This is a genomic window from Saliniradius amylolyticus, assembly GCF_003143555.1.
Taxonomy (GTDB): Bacteria; Pseudomonadota; Gammaproteobacteria; order Enterobacterales; family Alteromonadaceae; genus Saliniradius; species Saliniradius amylolyticus.
The window spans coordinates 1,399,190-1,424,367 of record NZ_CP029347.1 but is presented as its reverse complement, the minus strand read 5'-3'; the positions used below and the strand labels follow the sequence as shown (position 1 = coordinate 1,424,367).

Sequence of the window (25,178 nt, the reverse complement as noted above, 5' to 3'; positions counted from 1 at the left end):
ATTTTATCTGGCAAAAAGATCTTATGTACCGGTTTGTTACAGCCAGAGATGGAGAGTTTTAATGGCGCATACCCCAGTTGTCGATGTTCTTAAGGGTCAACACGCGGTCGGCGATACCGTTTTGGTCAAAGGATGGGTTCGTACCCGTCGTGATTCCAAGGCCGGTTTGTCGTTTATTAATTTGCATGACGGGTCCTGCTTCGATCCGGTGCAGGTCATCGCGTTAAACACCCTGAATAACTATGACGATATACTCAAGCTCACAGCCGGATGCTCGGTCAGCATCACCGGCACGGTCAAAGAGTCTGAGGGTCAGGGCCAGGCGCTGGAAATTGAGGCTCAGGATGTCGAGATCCTGGGCTGGGTAGAAAACCCAGACACCTACCCCATGGCCGCCAAGCGCCACAGCATCGAGTACTTGCGGGAACACGCTCACCTGCGTCCGCGCACCAATGTAATCGGTGCGGTAACGCGCGTGCGCCATTGCCTGTCGGCGGCCATTCACCGTTTTTTCCACGAGCAAGGCTATTACTGGATCAGCACGCCGATTATGACCGCCAGTGACACCGAAGGCGCCGGGGAGATGTTCCGCGTCTCCACGCTGGATATGGCGAACCTGCCGCTGGACGACAAGGGCCATGTGGATTACTCGGAAGACTTCTTTGGTAAAGAAACCTTCCTGACCGTATCCGGCCAGTTAAACGTAGAAACCTTCGCCTGCGCCATGTCCAAGGTATACACTTTTGGCCCCACCTTCCGCGCCGAAAACTCCAACACCAGCCGCCATCTGGCCGAGTTTTGGATGATCGAACCCGAGGTTGCCTTTGCCGACTTAAACGACGTTGCCGGGCTTGCCGAAGAGCTGCTGAAATACGTATTTAAGGCGGTACTGGAAGAGCGCCGCGACGATATGGAGTTTTTCGCCAAGCGCATCAATAAAGAAGCCATCAGCCGGTTAGAAAAGGTGGTGGAACAGGACTTTGTGCATATGGATTACACCGATGCCATCGAAATCCTGAAAAACTCGGGCAAGAAGTTCGAATTCCCGGTGGAATGGGGCGTGGATCTGTCGTCTGAACACGAGCGTTACCTGGCCGAAGAGCATGTGGGCGCGCCCATTATTATGAAGAACTATCCCAAGGACATTAAGGCCTTCTATATGCGCATCAACGACGACGAGAAAACCGTCGCAGCCATGGATGTGCTGGCCCCGGGGATTGGTGAGATCATCGGCGGCTCCCAGCGTGAAGAGCGTCTGGATGTGTTCGACCGCCGCTTGGATGAAATGGGCCTGAATAGAGAAGACTACGCCTGGTACCGGGATCTGCGCCGCTACGGCACCGTACCCCACTCCGGCTTTGGCCTGGGCTTTGAACGTCTGGTGGCCTACGTCACCGGCATGCAAAACGTCCGGGATGTGATCCCCTTCCCCAGAACGCCGGGGAATGCACAATACTAATTACTGCGATTTTACTTCCTGTAGAACTAAAAAAGCCGACACCTTTGTCGGCTTTTTTATTGTTTACTCTGGTGAGCTTAGAGCGTTATAAATCACCTTATCCATTTACGGCCTCTGATGTAGAACCTACATCTTTTTTAAGCAGTAACACGACCAAGTAAACCAAAGCGAAAGGCGGAATCAACGATAACACCCACCCAATAAACCTGCTAAAACAGGAGTTTGTGTTTTACGACGGCCAAGGTAGTAACAGACTGCACCCATGATTAAGGCGAAGAGTGCGATAAACTCGCCAAGCAACGTAGCATTAATATTCAAACGAACTCTCCCTGTAGTTTATAACGCCGCCATAAGCGGTGAGTAACAGTTGGCTAAACTTTCTAGCGAAGCGGAACCGAGCCAACTGTTACGAATCCGACTTAATGGCTTTGTTAGCTGCTATTTTCTGGTTTGTAGTACTGTTTCCAGTGACTACCTAAAGGCAACATTACAATGTGTAAAACTAACCACCAAAGAAAAATCGGTGCAACACCATAAAAGTGACCAGCCGGCATATAGCCATGAGACATCTGGTTTCTTAAGTCTCCATATATCTTATCTATTAAAATTGATTGAAGATTTCCGACAATATCTTGACCTAAAACTTCAATAATAGCTGGATGATCTAATAAATATTTCAGGCCACTTCTTTCTTGAGAACCATCACCGTGCAATGTTGTTGGCTCCTCTCCTTGAGTTCTTGCCACGTACCTAAGTGAATTTTCAATCTGTGGAATAAGAATATGACACGCACTTAGAAAATCCCCTTCAAGGCCAAATATAATCCCTTTAATATAAAAATATTCGTGCCCATATGGTATGAACGGACTATTTTTTAAAATAGATTCTAGAGCATATTCAGAAACATGGTGCTGAGTCATTAGCTCATTTAGGGCAGGTCTTATCTGTCCCTGTACTGCTAATTGATGATCAATTCCAATATTTTTCATCATTGTAGCCCAAGTGACAGGACCATCTTGACTTTCATCTAGTCCCATACCAGCAGGAACTGTTGCAACTGTGATACCTTCGTGATCTATATGCGTTCCACCAAACATCCATGCGATGCTACTTTGCATTTGTTCGATTGCTTGCTCTTTCAGCTTGTTAATATCTGTAGGTCTTGAAACCAGAACACCAAGCCTAAAAAGCATATCGAAGAAATCTTTACCTTGGACTTGAATTTTTGCTTGATGAACAATTTCACTAATGTCTTGTGCTGGTGTTGAAAACTCATGTAGTTGATGTAGAGATTCAATTTGGTGATCTCTCATTGTCTCATATAGTTCAAGCCTTTCTTGCCTAGTGTTGGGGACTTTAGACAATGCATCAATTGCTTTAAGTATGCATCCTGCAGCTATCAGTCCACCATCTTGAAGCTCTGAGTCTTTGATGTGGCAAGCTGCTATTTCTCTCCATATTTCTTGCTGTTTGCTTTTATTTCTAGATGAATTAGCAGAGTTTAGTGCGCACTCCCATCCACTTATCGCTGTTCTAGTATCACCTAATTCAAAACGAGTTTGAGCAATTTCCTCTGCTGTATTAAGAATCCAGTCATCATCACCTACGCCACATTCATGTGATAACGTCAATAAACGCAATGCATAAAAAGGTGAATCATCTAGTTTTTTACTATCTATCTCAGATTTAATGAAGTCTGCTAATTTTTCGAACAAATCAGGCCGCTGAGTATCTCTTCTGAACATGCAGCTTAACCTTAAGGCGCGTTCTATTCTCTCTGCTGGGTATATCCATGATTCACCTAATGCTAATAATTGTTTTGCTGATTCAAGATATGCCTCTATTGCCATATAGGCATGATCAACACTTCCAACTTTAGTAACCCAAGAAATATCTGCTAACCGTGCTTGTAACTCTGGTATTGTCACAGAGTCGCAAAATTGAGAAATCGCATTCAAAGACTCTTTAGAAAAATCACTGGCAATGAGACCTCTGCGGTCTTGCATTATAAATTTAGGTGAAAATGGCGCTTTCGGATTTTCAGGCTTTAGGTGCATCGAGCAAGTGGCAGATAACAGTTTTGCGGCATTAGAGCCTTCAATACTCCTCAAAGCTGACTCCAATTCATAATACAAAGGCTTGCTGCATGAACAGAGTATTTGATCTTGATCTAGTGATTGCAACTCCTCCAGAGTTACTTCAATTTCTTGAATAGACATATAACCTCCGTGTGTAGAGTGCAGCTAACGCCGCAATAAAAGGCGAGCGTTAGCGAGTCCAGCCCACGCTTTTTTTGTGGGCGAATTTTAATTGCCTTGTTAAGTGGCATTATTTGCCAACCTTTTTATATAGCTTTTCAAAGTGTTCATTGGCTTCAGTAGCATTTAGTGTTTGACGCTCTTCTACTTTTTGAGTGTTGTACTCTAATAGTTTTTGGATAAACACATCAAAGAACCCAAGTGGAAGTATTAGTGATACAACCACGGATATTACTATTACTTCAGTGAGCCAAGCGCTGCTAGTGAAGTATGCTACGATCACGACAATAGCCAGAATAGATTTCACCCATTTAGATACTGATGCAAAGCCCATTGCGGACTTAATGTCGCTAGTTAACATCTCTTCTTTCAGGTCTCGCACAATCCTTCCTTTTGCCATTTAACAGTTATTAGTGTGCACGCGCACTAAATACGGGAGGGTGATAGCTGGTTTGAGGATAGTGCATCGGTTAACTCCTTTTAAAACAATCCGTTAATGGCTTTTTGGTAGGCTGCCATGCGCCAGAAGATATGTAGAAAGTGAGCACAGTCTAACCGAGCGCTCGCTAAAAACACAAGCTAGAGAAAAAAGTATTTAATATCAATACCATGCTTAGTTGCCTTTGGAGGAAGCGAGCGCTTTACTTCGCGGGCAGGCACCAATTCATGGCAAGTTCTATTATACCTGTATATTTATTGGCTTAGGCTTGGAAAAAGCGGGTCGCTCACACTCACTCCCTGTTCGTCTTCACTCGATTTTCTTCCCTGAAAATCGCCCCACTTTTTCCGGCGCCGGCCCGCCACAGGGTGTTTTAACGGGCCAAGGGTGCACCCTCAGACATCTGCGCTTAATGTTGGAGACCCTGAGGCGACCTCAGGGTGACTGTAATAGTGAGGATTGGTATGTCGCTTTGACTTTCCCTTGACGTGCCAAGGCTCAGTCGAACGCGAAATCCTGGACGATTTCGCGAGGCGATAGTTTTACAGGATGTTGCCTAGAGCCGGTTCGACGTAGTCAGAGCCTTGGGGCGACAAGGTTCCCGGAAAGTCAGCAGCGACTAAAGACCTTTTCGCCCCTTTTAGGTCTTTCTAAAAGGGGCTGGCTCGCGAGGGAGCGCGAGTCATATCCGGCAGGGAGGCCATGGTTGAATCCTTCGCCGGGGCGACTGGGTTAGGTTAGCAAACTCGCTAAAAGAACTGGACCCCGTATCGAGTACGGGGTGACGATTACTTTAAGATTAGTGCATCATGCTCGGCAAGGAGGCCAAAGCTGGAATCAACCTCAAAAGCAGAATTCCGGCTTATCAATAAACTAAAAGACCTGAGTCCCGGCCTGCCGGGACGACGAGGGTTACTGATGCTTTGAGGATAATATCGGCTCTGACCGCGCGTTGAGTAAGGGGGACCGAGGGCGAGGCCCGGAATTGAATTCAGGGCCACAGTTAGCATAAAGAGTCTGGTCTGATTCAGGGCGCCAACCCTGGTCGCTTAATCCCAAAACTCGAAAAAGTCGCCTGTCTCCTTCTGCGGTTTGGGCAGTGGTTCGGTCACCGGGGTACCCAGATACAAGAAGCCAACAATCTCATCTTGCTCGGCCAGACCCAGCGCATTTTTCACCTCACCGTTTTGAGCGTAACTACCGGTGCGCCACATACCACTATATCCTTGGGCCACAGCGGCCATTTGCATGGCATGTACGGCACAGGAGGTGGAGGCGACCTGCTCTACCCAAGGCACCTTAGGGTGTTCGCTGTACTTGCTGATCGCCACAATCACCATAGGGGCCCGTTTAGGCAACTCTGGCGCACGTTCAATGTCTTTTGCCGACATATCTTCGGCGATGGCCCCTTGCTCAAAGATATCCCCGAGCTTTTTCAACCCCTTGCCCTGACAGACAATAAAACGCCAGGGCGTTAAGGCTCCGTGATCGGGTGCGCGCAAGGCGGCCTGCATAATATTTTCCAGCGCTTCCCCTTCGGGGGCCGGGGCTTGTAAGCGAGGTTGGGAGGAACGGGTTAACAACAACTCCAGTGCCTGCATGGGCGCTCCTTAAATCCTGTTCTGATCATCGAAGGTACAAAACCATACCTTTAGAAAGCCGCAAAGGTTCACTCCGGGAACGTTCGCGGCGAGTCTTTAAATGATGGGGCCGTTTTACTGATGCCGCATTCGGTTATCGGCACAGCCAGCGGCATAAATAGTAATCCACGCTGGTAAAGCGGCCGCCGCCGGTGAAAAACAAACTGAGCAGCATAATAAAATAGGTGGCGGCAAACTCAATACCATTATTGAGGATAACGAAGTTACCACTGCTGGTCAGCCAGTCGTAATTGCCGTATTCCTGGAGGATATCTTTGGCCATGGCCAGCTTTTCCTGAGCCTGCATGACCTGTTCGTTGTGTAAAATGGTGCCATCGGCCAACCAGCTCGAGGCATCGGCTATGGCGGGCCAGCCGTTCTGCCAATGCACTGTCACAGCGGCCACAACCATGGTGATCATCAGCGGAATACTGGCCCAGCGTGTTGCCAGCCCCACCAGAATCAACACGCCCCCCACCAGTTCGGCGGCAATGGCCAAAAACGCCATCAGCTCCGGAAACGGCATTCCCAGTCCCCACTCGCTATTGCCAAACCACTGCACCACGCTGTCAAAGGAGTTGGCTTTATTCCATCCCGCCTGAATGAGCACCGGCGCCAGATAAAGCCGAATCAGCAGAGGCGCAAGGCCTTCAGCAACGTTTGTGACGTTTAACGCCTGGTGAAGTTTTTTACCGGTATTGACGATGTCCATGCTCTCTCCTGCTGATTTTTATGGTTATTCACAGTGACAATTTCTACAATTAAGGAACGGCAACACAGCAATATCCTTTCAAAAGCCAGTATCAGTCAATAACTATGAGTAAACCCACACCATCGTCAAGTGGCGCATTACATAAACTGTATCAGAAACAGCAGCCCAAGCTGGGTGCCAAAAGGGGCACGTCAAAGCTTTTGACGACGTTTGCCGAGGACGACTATCAGCGGATCGCGGCCTTGATAGCCAAATGGCTGGAGGAGTCGGAGAAACCTCAACGCCGCCGTTCCCAGCGGCGTTGAGCATTTTTAGGATTAAATACTGGCCGCCAGTTCGGCCCCCTGGCGGATAGCACGCTTGGCATCGAGCTCCGCAGCCACATCGGCGCCGCCAATCAGATGATTAGGAATGCCTTTATCCGTCAGGCCCTTTTGCAAGGCTCTAAGCGGCAACTGGCCGGCGCAGATGATCACGTTATCCACGGCCAGTATCTGCTGCTCGCCTTCGATGCTTACATGCAGGCCTTTATCATCAATGGCTCGATACTCCACCCCGGCGATCATCTTCACCCCCTGATTTTTCAGGTCTTTACGGTGCACCCAGCCGGTGGTTTTGCCTAAGCCTTTGCCCACTTTTGAGGTTTTACGCTGCAAAAGGTAGATCTCCCGCTTCGATGCGCTAATTTGAGGCTTAGCCAGAGCACCGCGATTATTGCGATAGTCTTTATCAATGCCCCAGTAGGTCAGCCATTTATCCACATTGGTGGACAAAGACTCGTCATGACACAAAAACTCCGCCACATCAAAGCCAATGCCACCGGCACCAATGATCGCCACCTTGTCGCCCACCGGCTTGTGGTCGCGCAATACATCCAGATAAGACAGTACTTTTTCGTGCTCAATGCCCGGTAAATCCAGCTCTCTGGGCTGAATTCCCGTTGCCAGAATAACTTCATCGAAGTTTGCTTCAGCCAGCGATTCGGCTGTCTGCTCACTGCTTAGATGCAGTTTAACGCCGGTTACCTCAAGTCGTTTATTGAAATAGCGCAGCGTTTCGTGAAACTCCTCTTTACCGGGGATTTGCTTGGCATAATTAAACTGCCCGCCGATTTCAGACGCTTTATCGAACAGATGCACCTCATGACCACGCTCAGCAGCGTAACAGCTAAACGCCAGCCCCGCCGGGCCCGCGCCGACCACCGCCAACTTTTTCTTATGATGCGTGAGGGTGAAATTTAATTCGGTTTCGTAGCCAGCCCTTGGGTTGACCAGGCAGCTGGCCCGCTTTTTCTCAAACACATGGTCTAAACAAGCCTGGTTGCAGGCAATACAGGTGTTGATTTCATCGGCCCGGCCTTGCTCGGCCTTAATCACCAACTCGGGGTCTGCCAGCATGGGCCGTGCCATAGACACCATATCCGCCTGCCCTTCCGCGAGAATCTTCTCGGCCACATCGGGCATGTTGATGCGGTTGGTGGCGATAAGCGGTACCGACAACTCCTGCTTAATGCGTTCCGTAACCCAGGTAAAAGCGGCTCTTGGCACCGAGGTGTTAATGGTCGGAACCCGGGCTTCGTGCCAGCCGATGCCGGTGTTGATGAGGGTAACGCCGTTTTGCTCCAACAATTTACCGAGCTTAACGACCTCTTCCCATTCACTACCATTTTCCACTAAGTCCAGCATGGACAGACGGAAGATGATAATAAAGTCCTCACCGACTTTTTCGCGCACCGCTTTAAGAACTTCCAGAGCGAAACGAGCGCGATTTTCGAAGCTGCCGCCCCACTCATCGTCGCGCTGATTGGTGCGTGGACATAAAAACTGATTGATCAGATACCCTTCCGAGCCCATGATTTCGACACCATCATAACCGGCCAGCTGTGCCATGGCCGCGCTGTTGGCATAATCTTTAATGGTGCTCTTGATGCCTCGTTTGGACATGGCCCAGGGTTTAAACGGGTTAATCGGAGCCTGAATCGCCGAAGGCGCCACATTAATGGGATGATAACCATAGCGACCGGTGTGCAGAATTTGCATACAAATTTTACCGCCATGCTGGTGCACAGCCTCGGTAATCACCTGATGCTTTTTGGCTTCTCGTTTGGTTGCCATGCGGGAGGCAAAGGGAAACACCCAGCCCTGACGATTGGGGCTGATGCCACCGGTTACAATCAGGCCTACGCCACCGGCGGCCCGCTCAGCGTAAAAGGCGGCCAGCTTATCGAAGCCGTCTTTCTCCTCTTCCAGGCCCACATGCATGGAGCCCATCAATACGCGGTTTTTCAGCTGCGTGAAGCCTAAATCCAAGGGTCTGAAAAGATGAGGGTAATGAGAGTTATCTGCCATGATTATTATTGATTTACTGGTCTGATTAGTTGAGTCTAACCAAGAGTTTTACCAATTGCACCCGCTATTGGGCGTACACGCGTTCACCAGACAGTAAATAACAAACTGTCTCTGGCCGAGTTACAAAAACTTACATTTGCGATTTCGGGCTTTGCGCCATATCAGATAGGATACGGATGATAAGTAGTGAAAGGAGTATTTATTTCGATGGCATCCGGCAAGAGCTTTACCAAATCCCTGTTTACCGGTTTGTGGGCTGTACTTAACTTCAGTCGCAAGCTGTTCTTTAATCTGATCTTCATCGCCATTGCAGTGGGCATCATTGTCGCCATCGTCAACTCAGAAGATGGCAAGGTGGTGGTACCGAAAGACTCTGCCCTGGTTCTGAATCTGAACGGTAAGTTGGTGGTACAGGAAACACAGGTCGATCCGTTCGAAAAGTTTATGCAGGAAGCCCTGGGTGAGAAAGAAGAAGATCCTGAGGTGTTGGTACGCGATGTGATCTTCGCCATTGATAATGCCAAGCAGGATAACCGCATCAAAACTCTGATTCTCGACTTACACGGCCTGCGTCGCAGTGGACTGGATAAGCTGGGGCGTGTTGCCGAAGCCATCGACAGCTTTAAGGAGAGTGGCAAGAGCGTGTACGCCATTGGGGATTACTTCTCTCAAAGCCAGTATTACATCGCCAGTCATGCCGATAATCTCTATCTCAATCCAATGGGCGGGCTCATGTTCGACGGCTATGGTCGTTACAAGCTCTACTATCGCTCGGCGCTGGAAAAGCTGAAAGTGAACCCGCATATTTTCCGGGTCGGTACCTATAAGTCTGCGGTAGAACCCTTTATGCGTGACGATATGTCCGATGAGGCTAAAGAGGCCAATCTGGCCTGGCTTAATGCCCTTTGGGATCAATACAAAACGGACGTTGCCAGTGCCCGTGGCCTGGAAGCCAGCCACTTTGACGACGATCTGGACAAACTCAACCAAAAGCTTTCCTCTGTGGATGGCGATTTCGCCCAGTACGCGCTGGAATATCAGTGGGTGGACGCGCTGAAGACCCGCGAGGAAGTGCGCACTGAAATGGTGGACCTGGTGGGCAAAGATGATTCCCGGCTCGGCTTTCGCCATATCAGCTACGACAATTACCTGAAAGTCATCAAGCTACCCTTTATCGGTAAAGATAACGGTACCGACAATGTAGGTGTGGTCGTTGCCAAAGGCACCATCTTAAATGGCAACCAGCCAGCAGGCACCATTGGAGGTGACAGCACGGCCCGTCTGTTGCGCCAGGCTCGCATGGATGACGATATTAAGGCCGTGGTACTGCAGGTCGACAGTCCCGGTGGCAGCGCCTTTGCCTCTGAACTGATTCGTCAGGAAGTAGAACAGTTGAAAGCGGCTGGCAAGCCTGTGGTGGTTTCCATGAGTACTTATGCCGCCTCCGGCGGATATTGGATCTCTACCAGTGCCGATCAAATATGGGCAAACCCCAGCACCATCACCGGCTCTATCGGAGTATTCGGACTGTTTATGACCTTTGAGGACTCGCTGGATTACCTGGGCATCAATGCCGATGGCGTTGGAACGACCGACTTAGCCGGCCTCTCCCCCTTCAATGGTTTGAAACCGAAAGCTGGCGAACTCATCCAGAAAAGCATCGAGCACACCTACGATCAATTTATCTCCCTGGTGGCAACCCACAGAGACATGACGAAGTCTGAGGTGGATGAAATCGCCCAGGGACGTGTCTGGGTTGGCAGCAAGGCCAAAGAGCTCGGATTAGTTGATGAACTCGGTGATGTGGATGACGCTGTGCGGGCCGCTGCGGAGCTGGCGGAGCTGGATAAGTACGACACACATTATGTTGAGCCGCCATTAAGCCCACAAGAAAAATTCTGGCGCGAGCTTTTTGGCACAGCTTCAGTCTGGATGGGCGACATGTTGATATCACAAAGCGACAGCACTCTGATCAAGATGGCTCGCAAGACGCTGTCGGAGTTTGACCAGTTCGCCAAGCTCAATGATCCCAAAGGAACCTATGCGCTGTGCTTCTATTGCCAGCCATAAAACGGCACTGAACGGATAAAAAAAGAGCGGCTAAGCCGCTCTTTTTTGGTTTAGGCTTTCAGTCGCCACCGACTGAGTCCCATCATCAACAGCCCCAATGCCAGCAGTGCCAATGACCAAGGCTCAGGCACCGTTGTGGTATCGGCCGGGTCTCTGGCCCACACATTGATGTGGGACACCCCTTTTCCTGCCAGATCCATGGTATTCAATGTCCCGGTAAAGGCATAAGGAGTCAGGAAATTCAGCGCTGGGTTCGGCTCATTATTGAAAATATCAATAAAGTCAAAGTCGTACACAGCAAAACCGGTCCCTGCCTTGACGGAAAACGCCAAGTGGTCAAAGGTTTTATCGCCTAATACCGCTTGCACCTGCTCAATGATGTCGAGCTTGACGGTTAATGACCAGTCAGCCGAGGTACAATCGCCATCTGCACAGTCGAAGCTCATCTCCAACAGGTCTCCTATAAACAAACCTGTATTGTCATTAGGCTTCACGGAGCTGTAGTTATAGCTACCGGTTTCCAGCTCATCGTCCCATTGGAAGTTCAAAAGGTGAATCCAACCCGGATCATTCTGTGCATCGGCAGGCTCAGGGTCACCAGCCCACGTGCCCAAGACCTGCAACTCATCGGCTTCAATAAACTCTAACCCATCAAACAAGTCACCTTCGCCATTGAGTAAACCATCATTGTACTGGCCAATGTTATTGGTGGGGTTGCTAAGTCCCCACTGGTCATCATTACCAGGATCGTAGCCCAAACACTGACTCGCATCATAGGGCCCATTCTGTAATAAATTGTCATTAAGATCAGTCAGTAACGCTACCGTATTCAGAGTAACCTTTGAGGGATCGCAACTGAGAACACCGGCCTTGGCCGTAAAGGTCAAGGAGGCAGCAATAATGACCACGATTGTTACGCAAAATTTGTACATGCTCGGCTCCAAACCATCCATATTGAGACTTATTAATTAGCAAGAAGCGGGCCTTTTTAAATACCTTAAATTAATCAGCCAGTTAGCATCGAGGCTGGCGAGACTATTGACTCGGTGTAAAATTTACTGACAGTGCTAAATCCCGCTGTCTCAAGGACCAAATCCAACACACTTTACGGGCTGTGATAAAAACTCAGCACGTAACCATCGGGATCCTGAAAATCGGCAGTTAATCCGCCATCTGGCGCAGGCTGGACCGGCTCGATAATCTGCACATCATGCTTTACCAACTCTTCCACTAACTCGTAAATATCGTGCCCGTCAATATTAAACACCAGTACCGGGGTGCGGCACGACTTCTCTTGCCCCTCAATAAACACCAACACCATATGCCGTGTATTGACGACCAGGTAAGGATATTCATGACCGGAAGTCAGTTCCGCTTCAAGACCTAATATGCCCTCATAAAAGTGTCGGGTTCGCTTTAAGTTTTTCACCGAGAATACCGCCGCACCGATTTCCGGGTTATTCAACATCTGTCCATCTCCCACTTTTTGTCCTGCTTTATGTTCTCAATTAAGAATGCTTTGTGGTTTTTTGCAAACTCTTCGTCCCCAAGGCTGTAAAATTTCCGGTCACTGACCGCGACCCAATCAGTGGAATCAAGTACAATCCGTGGCTCGCAGTCGTAAGGAGCGACTGCAATAAATGAAATCACTCTTATCCAGATCTAAGCGGCGATGTTAAAAACTGAAATCCGACAATTACTCAAGCTCGCCTGGCCACTGTTGATCGCCCAGGTCACTCAAACACTGATGGGTGTCTCCGACACCATTATGGCCGGTCAGGTCTCTGCATCAGATATGGCCGCGGTGGCTATCGCCGGTAGCATCATCATGCCCATTTTGTTCTTTCTGCAAGGGATTATCCTGGCGCTGCCGCCCATTATTTCCCGGCTCAATGGTGCCGGACAAAGTGCCAGTATTCCCAATCAGGGCCAGCAGATGCTGTGGCTGTCATTACTACTGTCTCTGCCGCTGGCTGCGGGGTATTTTTACATTCCCTACTGCATGCAATGGCTAACCATGGAAGCCGAGCTTAAGGCCATCACCACCGAGTACATGCAGTATTTGGCCTTGGGCATTCCTGGTTTCGTGGCCTATCAGGTATTCCGCCAGTATTGTGAGGGATTATCCGTGACCCGGCCCAGCATGGTCATCATGGTGATGGGGCTGTTGGTCAATATCGCCGCCAATTATGTGTTTATCTATGGCAAGCTTGGTCTGCCCGCCTTTGGCGGTGCGGGCTGTGGCATCGCCACCAGCATTGTATTCGCCGCCATGATGGTGGCGACCTGGTGGTATACGCTCAGATCGCCCCGGCTTCAGGCCCATAGCCTGTACCGGCGCTTTTACCGGCCCAGCTTGAGTGATTTCCGCGCTCAGCTGGGCATTGGCCTTCCCATTGCCCTGACCATCTTGTTTGAGGTATCTCTGTTTGCTTTAGTGGCGGTGCTCTTGGCTCCATTTGGCGCCGAAATCGTGGCCTCACACCAGATTGCGCTGAACTTTTCGTCGCTGGCCTTTATGGTGCCGCTGAGCATTGGTTTTGCCACTTCCATTCGCATAGGGCATTTACTCGGTGAGGGCCGACCTGCCAATGCCCGAAAAGCGGTGTATGGGGCCTGGATTACCGGCTTGAGTGCGGCTGTTTTCACCGCCAGCCTCAGCCTGCTACTGCGCTACCCCATTGCCAATCTGTATTCCAACAACGCCGAGGTCGTGAATATGGCCGCTAACCTGATGTTCCTGGCGGCGGTGTTCCAGTTTTCCGATGCCATTCAGGTGATTTCCGGCTGCGCTTTGCGAGGCTATAAGGACACCAAGGCCATGTTCTATATCAGTTTTGTGTCTTACTGGATGGTGGGCCTGACCACCGGTTGTGTGCTGGGTCTGACTGACTGGATTGTTGAACCCATGGCGGCAGAGGGCTTCTGGATTGGCTTTATTACCGGTCTGACAGCGGCAGCGATATTCTTAGGCTGGCGGCTGATGGTGGTACAAAAACGTCTGCGCTCCACCCCAAGCCAGTCACCTCAAGCGGCATCTGCCTAAGGCATACACGCGACTATTTTTGGCTCAGCGGGGACGTTTAACCAATCAGCTGACCTTGTGAGACAGGACGTCGAACAAGAGTTCCATAGATGGACTTCCAACGTGTATGCGTTTGGTTAAACGTCTCCGACGAGGATACTTAAGCTCCCTTACAGCTGTCCGCGCACATAATCAAGTCCGCCGGTAACGGCCGCCACCTGTGCCAGAATGCATTGCTCAGGATTGGCCTTAGGGCTGTCTGGGTAGACTTCGGTGGTGGTGGTAAAACGCGCCTGACTCAGGCCCATACACAAGCCCAGATTATCGGCTGGTAAGTGAATCATGCCATGCTCGGTGATATCCACGCCAATGAGTTTCCCTTGATCGTCGGCCTCGGCTATATGGGTCACCTTCTCTACCTCGCGCAATACGGATCGCTGGAATTCCACTTCGGCGCGTGACGCATTCGCCACCAGATAAAAGCCGTCGGGAATATTCCAGTTGTCATTGACCGTTCCCTCGCGGGCTGCCAAGGCTGGACGGAACTCTGAGTTATCCGTATCCGTAGTCTCGTGCAAGTCGATGTGCACCAAAGGCTCGATGCCCTGAGCGGCCAGAAAGCCCATAATATTCGCCGCTTCCGGGGCCGGGCTGTTTGCCACAAAGGAACGGTTCGGGTCCTCTGCGGCCGGGTTCCAGCGGTTGATGGTCTCATAGCCCCAAGGGCTGATGCAGGGCGCCACCAGAATATTAAACGCATCGGTGTAACTGCCTGCCCTGGTCTTGGCAAAGCGCAATGCGCCGTGTACGCCACTGGTTTCATAACCATGAACACCACCAGTCACCAGTACTACCGGCTTATCATTCTGCCATTGTTTTGCCTTTAGCACATACAGCGGATAGTTGTTGGTTTGATAGTCCAGAGTGCCGTATTGATGGACGTCGAATGACTCAGTAAGCGCATCAATCTCGCTGACCACATCGTCAAAGTAAGAACGTTTCACGGACTGGCTTTCGAACCACTGCTGCTTCTCAGCCTCGCCCCAGGGCTGGCCCGGTATACCAATTGGATACTGTCGCTGCATTAATCTATGCCTTTACGATAATACAAAGGCCGCTGATTATATCAATATCCACTTCTGAACACAGGGAACAGAATAAAACAGTAGCCGATTCAACGCCGTTAAAGCTTTACATCACTGTGCGTCTTGAGTTCTATTTTTCCGACGGGCCCCGGCGTTTGTCTGCAGGGGGACCGCGGCGCTTCTCTTGTTCGGCCTCTTCATTTTCCTGCTCAATGATCTCACGCTCTCTTTCCAGCGCATCCTGTTGGCTTTCTCGTTCCTCTTCCCGACGTTCCCTCTCGTCCTCAAATGCATCCTGCTGGCGCTCACGCTCCTTTTCTATGCGCTCCCTGGCTTCTTCTTCCTTATCCCGTTGTAACTCACGCGTACGTTCTTGTTGTTCAAAGCGTCTTTCATACTCGTTCTCACTGATATCTTGCTCGTATTTATGGCGCTTTTCACGCCATTCCTCCCGCTCTTCCTGCCAACGCTCTTGTTCCATTTCCCGCTGCTCTTTGTCCCCTTCCCGCATTACTTTGGCGTGCTCCCTGGCTATTTCAGCCTGATGCCTCCCTTCTCCCTGACGAGCTTCACGCTCCGCCATGCGCGCTTCCTTCTTCATTTCACGGGCTTGTTTCCGCTGCGCTTTCTCATATTTACGTTCGGCCTTTTTATCCATTTGAGTTTGCTTACTGCCCTTGTCCTCTGGTGGCTGCAACGCCATCGTTGATGAGGAAAAAAAGCTCAGAGTCACGATAGTGGCAATCATCATTAACGTTTTCACAGGTGGTTCCTTATCAAATCTCCCACGAATCAGTATCAGACAATTTTCAGTAAAAACAATTTGCTTGATATAAAAAAGCCAGCGTCATGGCGCTGGCTTTTATCAACAAAATGGCGGCCTGAACTTAGATAAGTTCAACACCGATGGCTGTAGCTTCCCCACCGCCGATGCAAAGTGACGCCACACCTTTTTTCAGATTACGCGCCTTTAAGGCATGCAGCAGGGTCACAATAATCCGCGCTCCGGAAGCTCCGATGGGGTGACCCAAGGCACAGGCCCCACCATTCACGTTGACCTTATCGTGAGGAATATTCAGCTGCTTCATTGCCAGCATCGTCACCATGGCAAAGGCTTCGTTGATCTCAAACAGATCCACATCATCCACACTCCAATCCAGCTTATCCAACAGCGACTGCATGGCACCCACTGGCGCCACAGTGAAATTTTCAGGCTCAATGGAATGGGTACTGTGACCTAAAATCCGGGCAATGGGCTTTGCGCCTTGCGCTTTCGCTTCTGCCTCACTCATGACCACCAGGGCTGCCGCGCCATCAGAGATGGAGCTGGAGTTGGCCGCCGTAACAGTGCCGTCTTTTTTAAACGCCGGTTTCAGGCTGGGAATCTTATCGGGGCGAGCATTGCCCGGCCCCTCGTCGGTATCCACCACCACATCTCCCTTACGGGTTTGCATGGTCACTGGTGTAATTTCGTCCTGGAAGTCACCACGCTTAATGGCCTCACCGGCCCTCGCCAACGATTCCACAGCAAACTCATCCATCTGCTCTCGGGTAATGTTCTCGGCATCGGCCGTATCCTGTGCGAAACATCCCATCGCCTTGCCATCGTAAGCATTTTCCAAACCATCCAGCATCATATGGTCGAGCATTTGGGCATGCCCCATGCGGTAGCCTGTGCGCGCTTTGGGTAACATGTAAGGCGCATTACTCATGCTCTCCATCCCGCCAGCTACCACACTCTTGGCAGACCCGGCTTTAATGAGATCATGAGCCAACATCACCGCCTTCATACCCGAACCGCAGACCTTATTGATAGTAGTAACTCCGCAGCTCAATGGCAGCCCGGCTTTCAGGGATGCCTGGCGAGCGGGTGACTGACCCAGACCTGCGGGCAATACACACCCCATAAAGACTTCGTCCACACCACCTTCACCGGCTTGCTTGATGGCGGCCTTAATGGCCTCAGCGCCTAAATCGGTGCTGGAAACGGGCGCCAATCCCCCCATAAAACTGCCCATTGGTGTGCGTTTGGCTGCCACTATTACCACAGAATCCTGACTCATCGGTTATCACCTCTTTGCTATTAATCTCAATTAACTTAGCTTAATCCCACAAGGGCTCCTCAACCATAAGGATTTGGTACAGTGCTGCACATAAAAATGAACATCGTCTTTCATCGACTTTGTACCAATTTCCCCGCCGCAGTTGTTGACGCCTTGTTATGGTTACTTTACCTTTACGTTAACTCAACCCTTACGTAAACGTAAAGCTGTATGACCGATGAACGCACTTACACCATAGGTGAACTGGCAAAGGAATTTGACATCACCCCCAGATCCATTCGTTTCTACGAGGAGCAAGAACTGCTAAACCCAGAACGAAATGGCCAGGCCCGCATATACTATAAACGGGATCGTGTTCGTCTAAAGCTGATTCTGCGCGGTAAGCGGCTGGGGTTCTCGCTAGCCGAAATCCGCTCGCTATTTTACCTGTATGACATCAATGACAGTTCAGAGGCACAGCTGATCACCGTATTGGAAATGACTCAAGAAAAGCGCACGGCCTTGAAACAGCAACTGGACGATATTCACTCACTGATGACGGAATTGGATGATCTGGAAAGCCGTTGCGCCCGCGAATTAGAACAAATTAAACGAGGAAAAGCGTCATGAATGCACCTTACCCTACTTTGAATTTCGGTCTTGGCGAAGACGTGGATATGTTAAGAGACCATGTATACGCCTTCGCTCAGGGCGAGATCGCCCCGCTGGCTGAATCCGCCGATGAGGCCAATAGTTTCCCTAATGAACTCTGGCCCAAGCTGGGCGAGATGGGCCTGTTGGGCGTGACCGTTTCTGAGCAGTACGGCGGATCCAACATGGGCTACCTGGCCCATGTGGTGGCGATGGAAGAAGTCAGTCGCGCCTCTGCGGGTATCGGCTTGAGTTACGGTGCTCACTCCAACCTCTGTGTGAACCAGATTTACCGTAACGGCAACGATACCCAGCGTGAAAAATATTTACCCAAGCTGGTTTCTGGTGAGCATATCGGGGCGCTAGCCATGAGCGAGCCTAACGCCGGGTCCGATGTGGTGAGCATGAAGCTCAGCGCCAAAAAGCAAGGCGACAAATACGTTCTCAACGGCAATAAAATGTGGATCACCAACGGTCCGGACGCCGATGTGTTTGTGATTTATGCCAAAACCGACCCAAATGGCGGCTCCAAAGGCATCACCGCATTCATCGTCGAGAAAGACACCCCCGGATTTACCCAGGCCCAGAAGCTCGACAAGCTAGGCATGCGTTCGTCGAACACCTGTGAACTGGTATTCGATAACTGCGAAGTTCCTGCCGAGAACGTGATGGGCAACGAGGGTGACGGCGTGAAGATCCTGATGAGTGGTCTGGATTACGAGCGCTTAGTACTATCAGGAGGGCCACTTGGCATTATGCAAGCCTGTATGGATGCCGTGGTGCCCTATATTCACGACCGTAAACAATTCGGCCAGAGCATCGGCGAATTCCAACTGGTACAGGGTAAAGTGGCAGATATGTACACCCAGATGAATGCCGCCCGCGCTTATGTGTACACCGTGGCCAAGTCCTGTGACCGCGGTGAAACCACCCGTAAAGATGCTGCCGGTGCTATTTTATATTCGGCGGAACTTGCCACCAAAATGGCTCTGGATGCTATTCAGTTACTGGGTGGCAACGGCTATATCAACGAATACCCAACCGGTCGCTTGCTTCGCGATGCCAAGCTGTATGAGATTGGCGCTGGTACCTCGGAGATCCGCCGTATGCTAATCGGCCGTGAATTGTTTAAAGAATCTAAGTAATACGATTTGCAAATTCGCTGTCATCGTCTGCACTTAAGACGGAATAACGATAATAAGGCAACAAACAGGAGAGCCCTGTGCCCCGAATAGAATCGAGCATTAACACCAAAAGCCAAGAGTTTGCCGACAACGCCGCCTATATGAAGAAACAGGTGGACGATTTGCGTCAAACTGTGGCGAAAATTCAGCAAGGTGGTGGTGACAAAGCACGCCAGCGCCATACAGAGCGGGGCAAGTTACTGCCCCGGGAGCGGATTAACGCCCTGATCGATCCTGGTTCCCCCTTTTTAGAACTGTCTCAATTGGCAGCGTGGGAAGTCTACGACGATTACGTCCCGGCTGCGGGGATTATCACTGGTATTGGCCGGGTTAACGGCGTCGAATGTATGATCGTAGCCAATGATGCCACTGTTAAAGGCGGCACCTATTACCCGCTAACGGTGAAAAAGCATCTTCGGGCCCAGACCATTGCGGAGCAAAACAACCTGCCCTGTATTTATCTGGTCGACTCCGGTGGCGCTAACCTGCCTCGCCAAGACGAGGTGTTTCCGGACAGAGAGCACTTCGGCCGGATTTTCTTTAATCAGGCCAATCTGTCATCTCGCAACATTCCTCAGATCGCTGTCGTAATGGGGTCCTGCACTGCAGGAGGCGCTTATGTTCCGGCGATGGCCGACGAATCCGTCATCGTGCGCGAGCAAGGTACCATCTTCTTAGGTGGCCCACCTTTGGTCAAAGCCGCCACCGGCGAGGTGGTCAGTGCCGAAGAACTGGGTGGTGGTGACGTGCACTGTCGCACCTCCGGGGTGGTGGACCATCTTGCCAATAACGATCACCATGCCTTGCAGATCGCCAGGGATGCCGTGGCCCGTCTCAATCGTACCAAACCCCTGAATTTGAATGTCACCGAACCTGTCGCGCCCCATTACGATGAACAAGACATCTACGGCATCATCCCCAAAGACAGTCGCAAGGGCTATGACGTGCATGAGATCATCGCCCGTATTGTGGATGGGTCCGAATTCGATGAGTTTAAGTCTCTGTATGGTTCTACACTAGTATGCGGATTTGCACGCATCTTCGGCTATCCGGTAGGCATTGTCGCCAATAACGGAATTCTATTCTCGGAGTCGGCGCAAAAAGGGGCTCACTTCATCGAATTGTGTGCCCAACGCAAGATCCCACTGGTGTTTCTGCAGAACATCACAGGCTTTATGGTAGGTAAACAGTACGAAGCTGACGGCATTGCCAAACACGGCGCCAAGATGGTGACCGCCGTTGCCTGCGCTCAGGTACCCAAGTTTACCGTACTTATCGGCGGCAGTTTTGGTGCTGGCAACTACGGCATGTGTGGTAGAGCCTACGATCCCCGCTTTATGTTTATGTGGCCCAATGCCCGTATCTCAGTAATGGGCGGCGAGCAGGCCGCTGGCGTGCTCGCCACAGTTAAACGAGATCAAAAAGAGCGTCAGGGTGAGAGCTGGAGCGAACAAGAAGAAACGGACTTTAAACAACCCATTATCGATGATTATGAGCGTCAGGGTCACCCCTACTATGCGTCGGCCAGGCTATGGGACGATGGGGTCATCGATCCGGCCGATACCCGCCAGGTACTGGGCCTTTCCCTGTCCGCCGCCTTGAATCAACCCATTGCCGACAGCCGCTTCGGCGTCTTCAGAATGTAAGGAGGTCACATGTCAGAGCAGATTATATTTGAAACCGACGCTCGGGGTGTGGCCACGGTCACCCTGAACCGACCGGAGAAGCATAACGCCTTTGATGACCAGTTGATTGCACAATTAAACGAATGCTTTAAGCAGGTGGAAGAGGATGACGACATCCGGGTGATGATACTGACCGCCGAGGGCAAAAGCTTCAGTGCCGGTGCCGACGCCAACTGGATGAAACGTATGGCCAATTACAGCTTCGATGAAAATGTGAATGATGCCCGGTTGCTGGCTAATATGCTGCATCGACTCAATAACCTGTCCAAGCCCACCATTGCCAAGGTACAGGGCTCGGCGTTTGGTGGCGCTATCGGCCTGATTGCCTGCTGCGATATCGCTATCGCCAGCAAGCTGAGTAAGTTTTGTCTGAGCGAAGTGAAACTCGGCCTGATTCCAGCCACCATCAGCCCCTATGTGATCGACGCCATGGGTAAGCGAGTGGCACGACGTTATTTCACCACTGCCGAGGTATTTTCTGCCCGACGCGCTCGTCGGCTAGGGCTGCTCAGTGAGGCAGTTACTGAGGAAGAACTGGATCAGACAGTCGAAGATATCGCCGCTCAGATTCTGAAAAACAGTCCTGCAGCAGTCACTGCAGCCAAGCAATTGGTGTTCGATGTCGCCGAGTTGCCTCAGGATGAAGAGCTGATCGAAAAGACCAGTTTGCGTATCGCTCGTATTCGCGTATCCGAACAAGGCCAGGAAGGCTTACAGGCGTTTTTGGATAAGCGTCGCCCTAACTGGTATCAGGAGTAAATCATGGTAGTAAAAGTACTGATTGCCAATCGCGGCGAGATCGCCTGCCGAATTATTAAGACCGCCCGGCGTATGGGCTTTCAAACGGTGGCCGTGTATTCCGATGCTGACGCCAATGCCCTGCATGTGCAGATGGCCGACGAAGCGGTGAATATCGGCCCGGCTCCTTCAAAGGACAGTTACCTGCAGGCGGAGAAAATCCTTGAGGTTGCTGAGCGTACCGGCGCCGTAATGGTCCATCCCGGCTACGGATTCTTGTCAGAAAATGCCGAGTTTGCCCGCCTGTGTGAAGACAAACAGCTGTTGTTTGTCGGCCCGCCGGTGGCGGCTATCGACGCCATGGGCTCAAAATCAGCGGCCAAAAATATCATGGAATCGGCTGGAGTGCCGCTGGTGCCTGGATACCATGGAGATGATCAATCCGAGACCAATCTAAAGCAACACGCCGACAATATGGGCTACCCTGTACTGCTGAAAGCTGCCGCGGGCGGCGGCGGTAAAGGCATGCGTGCAGTCTGGTCCGACTCTGAGTTCACCGAAGCCCTGGCAGCCGCCAAACGAGAGTCTCAGGCCAGTTTCGGTGACGATACCATGCTGATAGAAAAATACCTGACTCAGCCACGACACGTGGAAATACAGGTGTTTTGCGACATGCATGGTAATGGTGTTTACCTGTTCGAGCGGGACTGCTCCATCCAGCGCCGTCACCAGAAAGTCATCGAAGAGGCCCCGGCCCCCGGCATCAGCGATGCTGTGCGTCAGCAGATGGGCGAAGCGGCTTTAAAGGCTGCCAACGCCATCGGCTACGTAGGCGCCGGTACGGTGGAGTTTCTGCTGGACACCGACGGCAGTTTCTACTTTATGGAAATGAATACCCGTCTACAGGTGGAGCACCCGGTTACCGAAATGATCACCGGGCAAGACTTGGTGGAGTGGCAACTTCGCGTCGCCAGTGGTGAAGAGCTGCCATTGAGCCAAAGTGAGTTAGTGTGTCAGGGCCACGCCTTTGAGGCGCGCATTTATGCCGAAGATCCCAATAACGACTTTCTGCCCTGTACCGGCAAACTGCAATTTGTACAGCCCCCTGAAGAATCGGATTATGTGCGGGTTGATACAGGTGTGCGTCAGGGCGATGAGGTATCGGTTTACTATGACCCTATGATCGCCAAGCTGGTTGTCTGGGACGAAAACCGGGATAAGGCTCTGAGGCGCCTGTTGCGTGCTCTCTCTGAGTATCGTATTCAGGGACTGACCACCAACGTGGAATTCCTCTACAACCTGGCTAATTGCAAGGCCTTTAAGCAGGTGGAACTGGATACCGGCTTTATCGAGAAACACCGTGAAGCCATCTTTGCCGAGAGTGAAGCCGATCTGAAGCACTTGTTAACCCTGGCATCGCTGTATCTGGTCCTGTCGCAAGGCAATCGACAGAAGCCCAGTGTCATTAATAATTACGACCGTTTTTCGCCCTGGCAGCAGCAAAGTAACTGGCGCGCCAACCTGACCGCCGAACATCAGTTGGATATTGAGATCCGCGGCGATCTTTACCCGGTTAAGGTCACACCATTAGGCAGTGATCAACAAGGCTATCGCATTAGCAGTGACTTTGGCGTCAGCCAGTGTAGCGGCGATCTGGACCGTGAAACCCTGACCGCCGTCGTAGATGGTCACAGGGTCACAGCTCTGGTGGCCGGAGACACCATGCAGGCAACCCTCTATACTCAAGATAACGCCCTGCACTTTAGCCGTCGCCAGCCTGATATGGGATTGGCTGACCAACAGCATCACAGTGGCTTTACGGCACCGATGAATGGCACAGTCGTGAAGCTAATGGTTGAGCCGGGCCAATCGGTCAAAAAAGGCCAGCCATTGATGCTGATGGAGGCCATGAAGATGGAGCACAGCCTCAACGCCTTTGCCGATGGCAAGGTTACCGAGTTTTTCTATCAACCCGGTGACTTAGTGGACGGGGGCGCCGAGCTATTAACCTTTGAGGAAGACGCATGATCCCGGCGCAGGTTAAACTGGTTGAGGTAGGCCCCAGAGACGGGCTGCAAAATGAGCCTGGCACCATTGATACAGCCGATAAGGTGGCATTGGTACAGGCACTTGCCGATGCAGGCTTGCCCGTGGTGGAAAGCGGTGCCTTTGTATCGCCTAAATGGGTGCCGCAAATGGCCGATAGCGGTGAGGTACTCAAGACAATTGAGCGCCATAAAGACACCGTCTATAGTGCGCTTACTCCTAACATCAAGGGATTTGAACTGGCTTTGGATGCCGGGGCCGACGAAGTGGCTATCTTCGGTGCGGCCTCGGAGGCCTTCTCCCAGAAAAACATCAATTGTTCGATTGCGGAGAGCCTTGAGCGCTTTCAGCCCGTATTGGATGCGGCCAAGCAGGCAAACATTCCCGTGCGCGGCTATGTTTCCTGTGTACTGGGCTGCCCCTATGAAGGAGAAGTTTCACCGCAAAAAGTCACCGACGTGACGCGTCAGCTTCTGGACATGGGCTGTTACGAGGTGTCATTGGGTGACACCATCGGTGTGGGCACTCCGAAAAGCACCCAAGCCATGCTGAAATCGGTGTTATCCCAGGTGCCAGTAGAACAGATCGGAGTGCATTTTCATGATACGTACGGTCAGGCTCTGGCCAACATACTGACGGCGCTGCAGCTTGGCGTGCGCACGGTGGATAGTGCAGTGGCCGGTTTAGGAGGATGCCCCTACGCCAAAGGAGCTTCAGGCAATGTGGCCACCGAAGATGTTCTTTATATGCTTAACGGCATGGGTATCAGCACCGGCGTTGATTTAGATCGAGTGGTAGCGGCTGGCGAACGCATTACCCAGATTCTGGGTAAGACTAACCAGTCCAAAGTAGCCCGGGCTATGCTGGCCCAGAAGGCTTGAAGATATCGACAAAAACTGGCGATTGGTTTTAATTAAAACGAATCGCCGCTTCAAACCGTGCTAATGGAGCCATACGCCCCTTATTGAGTGACAATTGATTGCCTTTACGAGTCAGGTTGTCGGCCTTTTTCAACGCCTCGAGAAAGGCCTGCTCAACTTGCATGTTAGGGCACGCCATCATAGTAGAGCCCAACTGTCCGAAGCTCACTTTACCCGGTGCGTCTTCACTGAACTGACCAAAAAAACGGTTGCAGCCCGCGATCCCGGCAAGCTGCAGGGTTTCTGGGTGAATCCGAAAAAAAGGTTGCTTACCTTCCACGTCTACCGACTGTCCGTTTAACTCCATCAAGACCCATTTGATGCCTTTTATTTTGGGAAGTTGGCCGTGTTGCTTGGCTAAGCGATAATGCTCGGCTAAAGCGCCACTCACACGATGCCCTTCCTCCGTTAAATGATACAGCTGGTTCTCAGTCACCTGGTAGAGTCCGGGGGCATTTTCCAGGTCTTTTAACGTCACCACAGAACCGTTATCACTCCAGGCAAAATGACCGCCCTGGCGTTGCCAGCCGTCACCGGTACCGATATAGCGCGTCTCCATGGTATAAGTCAGATCAGGATTCAGCGTCAGCAAGGTGTCTGTGCCCATACAATCGGCACAGGGTAAGACACCATGGTAGGTACCTGCCCAATCCACAGAGTTCTGGCTGTTATGAGCCCGGTCATCGACTACCGGCGATTCCGCTGACTGACTGGACGACGCTTTATCCGACTCTGAAACAAAAGTGCTACAGCCTGTCAGGCCAAGTATCAGAACAAATGGAACTAAGAGGTTTTTCATTACCGATTCCTGTTGTGATTGTTATTATCCGATTGCTACGTTCAGTACCAACACCTGACCCTAGTCAGTCAGCGAAG

Annotated in this window: 21 protein-coding genes; 10 read left to right on the top strand and 11 right to left on the bottom strand. The window is 51.2% G+C overall.

Going from position 1 to position 25,178, the window contains the following annotated elements:
• Window positions 1-61 precede the first annotated feature (61 nt).
• Window positions 62-1,459: an asparagine--tRNA ligase gene (gene asnS / locus HMF8227_RS06625; RefSeq protein WP_109339424.1), complete on the top strand. Its 1,398-nt coding sequence runs from the start codon at window positions 62-64 to the stop codon at window positions 1,457-1,459.
• Window positions 1,460-1,890: 431 nt separating this feature from the next.
• Here asnS and HMF8227_RS06615 read toward each other — a convergent pair whose 3' ends face one another.
• The 4 genes from HMF8227_RS06615 to HMF8227_RS06600 all read right to left on the bottom strand — a co-directional run bounded on the left by HMF8227_RS06615 (window position 1,891) and on the right by HMF8227_RS06600 (window position 6,508).
• Complete coding sequence (locus HMF8227_RS06615) at window positions 1,891-3,678, bottom strand: DUF4209 domain-containing protein (RefSeq protein WP_109339423.1); 1,788 nt, start codon at window positions 3,676-3,678, stop codon at window positions 1,891-1,893.
• A 109-nt stretch (window positions 3,679-3,787) separates the two neighbouring features.
• Window positions 3,788-4,099: a hypothetical protein gene (locus tag HMF8227_RS06610; RefSeq protein ID WP_204101039.1), complete on the bottom strand. Its 312-nt coding sequence runs from the start codon at window positions 4,097-4,099 to the stop codon at window positions 3,788-3,790.
• Window positions 4,100-5,205: 1,106 nt separating this feature from the next.
• On the bottom strand, window positions 5,206-5,757 hold the full coding sequence (locus tag HMF8227_RS06605; RefSeq protein WP_109339421.1) for an NAD(P)H nitroreductase: 552 nt from the start codon (window positions 5,755-5,757) through the stop codon (window positions 5,206-5,208).
• Between the two features lie 133 nt (window positions 5,758-5,890).
• Window positions 5,891-6,508 carry an HvfX family Cu-binding RiPP maturation protein gene (locus HMF8227_RS06600; RefSeq protein WP_109339420.1) on the bottom strand — a complete coding sequence of 206 codons (618 nt, stop codon included), beginning with the start codon at window positions 6,506-6,508 and terminating at the stop codon, window positions 5,891-5,893.
• A 104-nt stretch (window positions 6,509-6,612) separates the two neighbouring features.
• Here HMF8227_RS06600 and HMF8227_RS06595 point away from each other — a divergent pair, with 104 nt between their 5' ends.
• Complete coding sequence (locus HMF8227_RS06595) at window positions 6,613-6,813, top strand: hypothetical protein (protein WP_109339419.1); 201 nt, start codon at window positions 6,613-6,615, stop codon at window positions 6,811-6,813.
• Between the two features lie 12 nt (window positions 6,814-6,825).
• Here the strand turns inward: HMF8227_RS06595 and HMF8227_RS06590 are convergent, their stop codons facing one another.
• A complete protein-coding gene (locus HMF8227_RS06590; RefSeq protein WP_109339418.1) occupies window positions 6,826-8,856 on the bottom strand; it encodes an NADPH-dependent 2,4-dienoyl-CoA reductase in 2,031 nt (676 codons plus the stop codon).
• 207 nt (window positions 8,857-9,063) lie between these two features.
• Here HMF8227_RS06590 and sppA point away from each other — a divergent pair, with 207 nt between their 5' ends.
• On the top strand, window positions 9,064-10,926 hold the full coding sequence (gene sppA, locus HMF8227_RS06585) for a signal peptide peptidase SppA (RefSeq protein ID WP_109339417.1): 1,863 nt from the start codon (window positions 9,064-9,066) through the stop codon (window positions 10,924-10,926).
• A 50-nt stretch (window positions 10,927-10,976) separates the two neighbouring features.
• Here the strand turns inward: sppA and HMF8227_RS06580 are convergent, their stop codons facing one another.
• Entirely contained in the window at window positions 10,977-11,858 is an 882-nt protein-coding gene (locus HMF8227_RS06580; RefSeq protein WP_162558524.1) for a PEP-CTERM sorting domain-containing protein, read from the bottom strand.
• Window positions 11,859-12,031: 173 nt separating this feature from the next.
• A complete protein-coding gene (locus HMF8227_RS06575) occupies window positions 12,032-12,394 on the bottom strand; it encodes a VOC family protein (protein WP_109339415.1) in 363 nt (120 codons plus the stop codon).
• A gap of 204 nt (window positions 12,395-12,598) precedes the next feature.
• Between HMF8227_RS06575 and HMF8227_RS06565 the strand changes: the two genes are divergently transcribed.
• Complete coding sequence (locus HMF8227_RS06565; RefSeq protein WP_109339413.1) at window positions 12,599-13,972, top strand: MATE family efflux transporter; 1,374 nt, start codon at window positions 12,599-12,601, stop codon at window positions 13,970-13,972.
• A gap of 149 nt (window positions 13,973-14,121) precedes the next feature.
• Here the strand turns inward: HMF8227_RS06565 and HMF8227_RS06560 are convergent, their stop codons facing one another.
• The 3 genes from HMF8227_RS06560 to HMF8227_RS06550 form a co-directional block, all read right to left on the bottom strand.
• Window positions 14,122-15,036: a M14 family metallopeptidase gene (locus tag HMF8227_RS06560; protein ID WP_109339412.1), complete on the bottom strand. Its 915-nt coding sequence runs from the start codon at window positions 15,034-15,036 to the stop codon at window positions 14,122-14,124.
• Between the two features lie 130 nt (window positions 15,037-15,166).
• A complete protein-coding gene (locus HMF8227_RS06555; protein ID WP_162558523.1) occupies window positions 15,167-15,799 on the bottom strand; it encodes a hypothetical protein in 633 nt (210 codons plus the stop codon).
• Between the two features lie 124 nt (window positions 15,800-15,923).
• On the bottom strand, window positions 15,924-17,099 hold the full coding sequence (locus tag HMF8227_RS06550) for an acetyl-CoA C-acyltransferase (RefSeq protein WP_109339410.1): 1,176 nt from the start codon (window positions 17,097-17,099) through the stop codon (window positions 15,924-15,926).
• A gap of 210 nt (window positions 17,100-17,309) precedes the next feature.
• Here HMF8227_RS06550 and HMF8227_RS06545 point away from each other — a divergent pair, with 210 nt between their 5' ends.
• The 6 genes from HMF8227_RS06545 to HMF8227_RS06520 all read left to right on the top strand — a co-directional run bounded on the left by HMF8227_RS06545 (window position 17,310) and on the right by HMF8227_RS06520 (window position 24,263).
• Window positions 17,310-17,708, top strand: a complete 399-nt coding sequence (locus HMF8227_RS06545; protein WP_109339409.1) for a MerR family transcriptional regulator — start codon at window positions 17,310-17,312, stop codon at window positions 17,706-17,708.
• Window positions 17,705-18,874, top strand: coding sequence for an isovaleryl-CoA dehydrogenase (locus HMF8227_RS06540; RefSeq protein ID WP_109339408.1), 1,170 nt, complete (start codon window positions 17,705-17,707; stop codon window positions 18,872-18,874). The genes HMF8227_RS06545 and HMF8227_RS06540 overlap by 4 nt, the downstream gene beginning before the upstream one ends.
• A gap of 77 nt (window positions 18,875-18,951) precedes the next feature.
• Complete coding sequence (locus HMF8227_RS06535) at window positions 18,952-20,559, top strand: carboxyl transferase domain-containing protein (RefSeq protein WP_109339407.1); 1,608 nt, start codon at window positions 18,952-18,954, stop codon at window positions 20,557-20,559.
• Window positions 20,560-20,568: 9 nt separating this feature from the next.
• Window positions 20,569-21,357: an enoyl-CoA hydratase/isomerase family protein gene (locus HMF8227_RS06530; RefSeq protein ID WP_109339406.1), complete on the top strand. Its 789-nt coding sequence runs from the start codon at window positions 20,569-20,571 to the stop codon at window positions 21,355-21,357.
• 3 nt (window positions 21,358-21,360) lie between these two features.
• Complete coding sequence (locus tag HMF8227_RS06525; protein WP_109339405.1) at window positions 21,361-23,364, top strand: acetyl-CoA carboxylase biotin carboxylase subunit; 2,004 nt, start codon at window positions 21,361-21,363, stop codon at window positions 23,362-23,364.
• Window positions 23,361-24,263, top strand: a complete 903-nt coding sequence (locus tag HMF8227_RS06520) for a hydroxymethylglutaryl-CoA lyase (RefSeq protein ID WP_109339404.1) — start codon at window positions 23,361-23,363, stop codon at window positions 24,261-24,263. The genes HMF8227_RS06525 and HMF8227_RS06520 overlap by 4 nt, the downstream gene beginning before the upstream one ends.
• 28 nt (window positions 24,264-24,291) lie before the next feature.
• Here the strand turns inward: HMF8227_RS06520 and HMF8227_RS06515 are convergent, their stop codons facing one another.
• Window positions 24,292-25,101, bottom strand: a complete 810-nt coding sequence (locus HMF8227_RS06515) for an META domain-containing protein (protein ID WP_109339403.1) — start codon at window positions 25,099-25,101, stop codon at window positions 24,292-24,294.
• Between the last annotated feature and the right edge of the window lie 77 nt (window positions 25,102-25,178).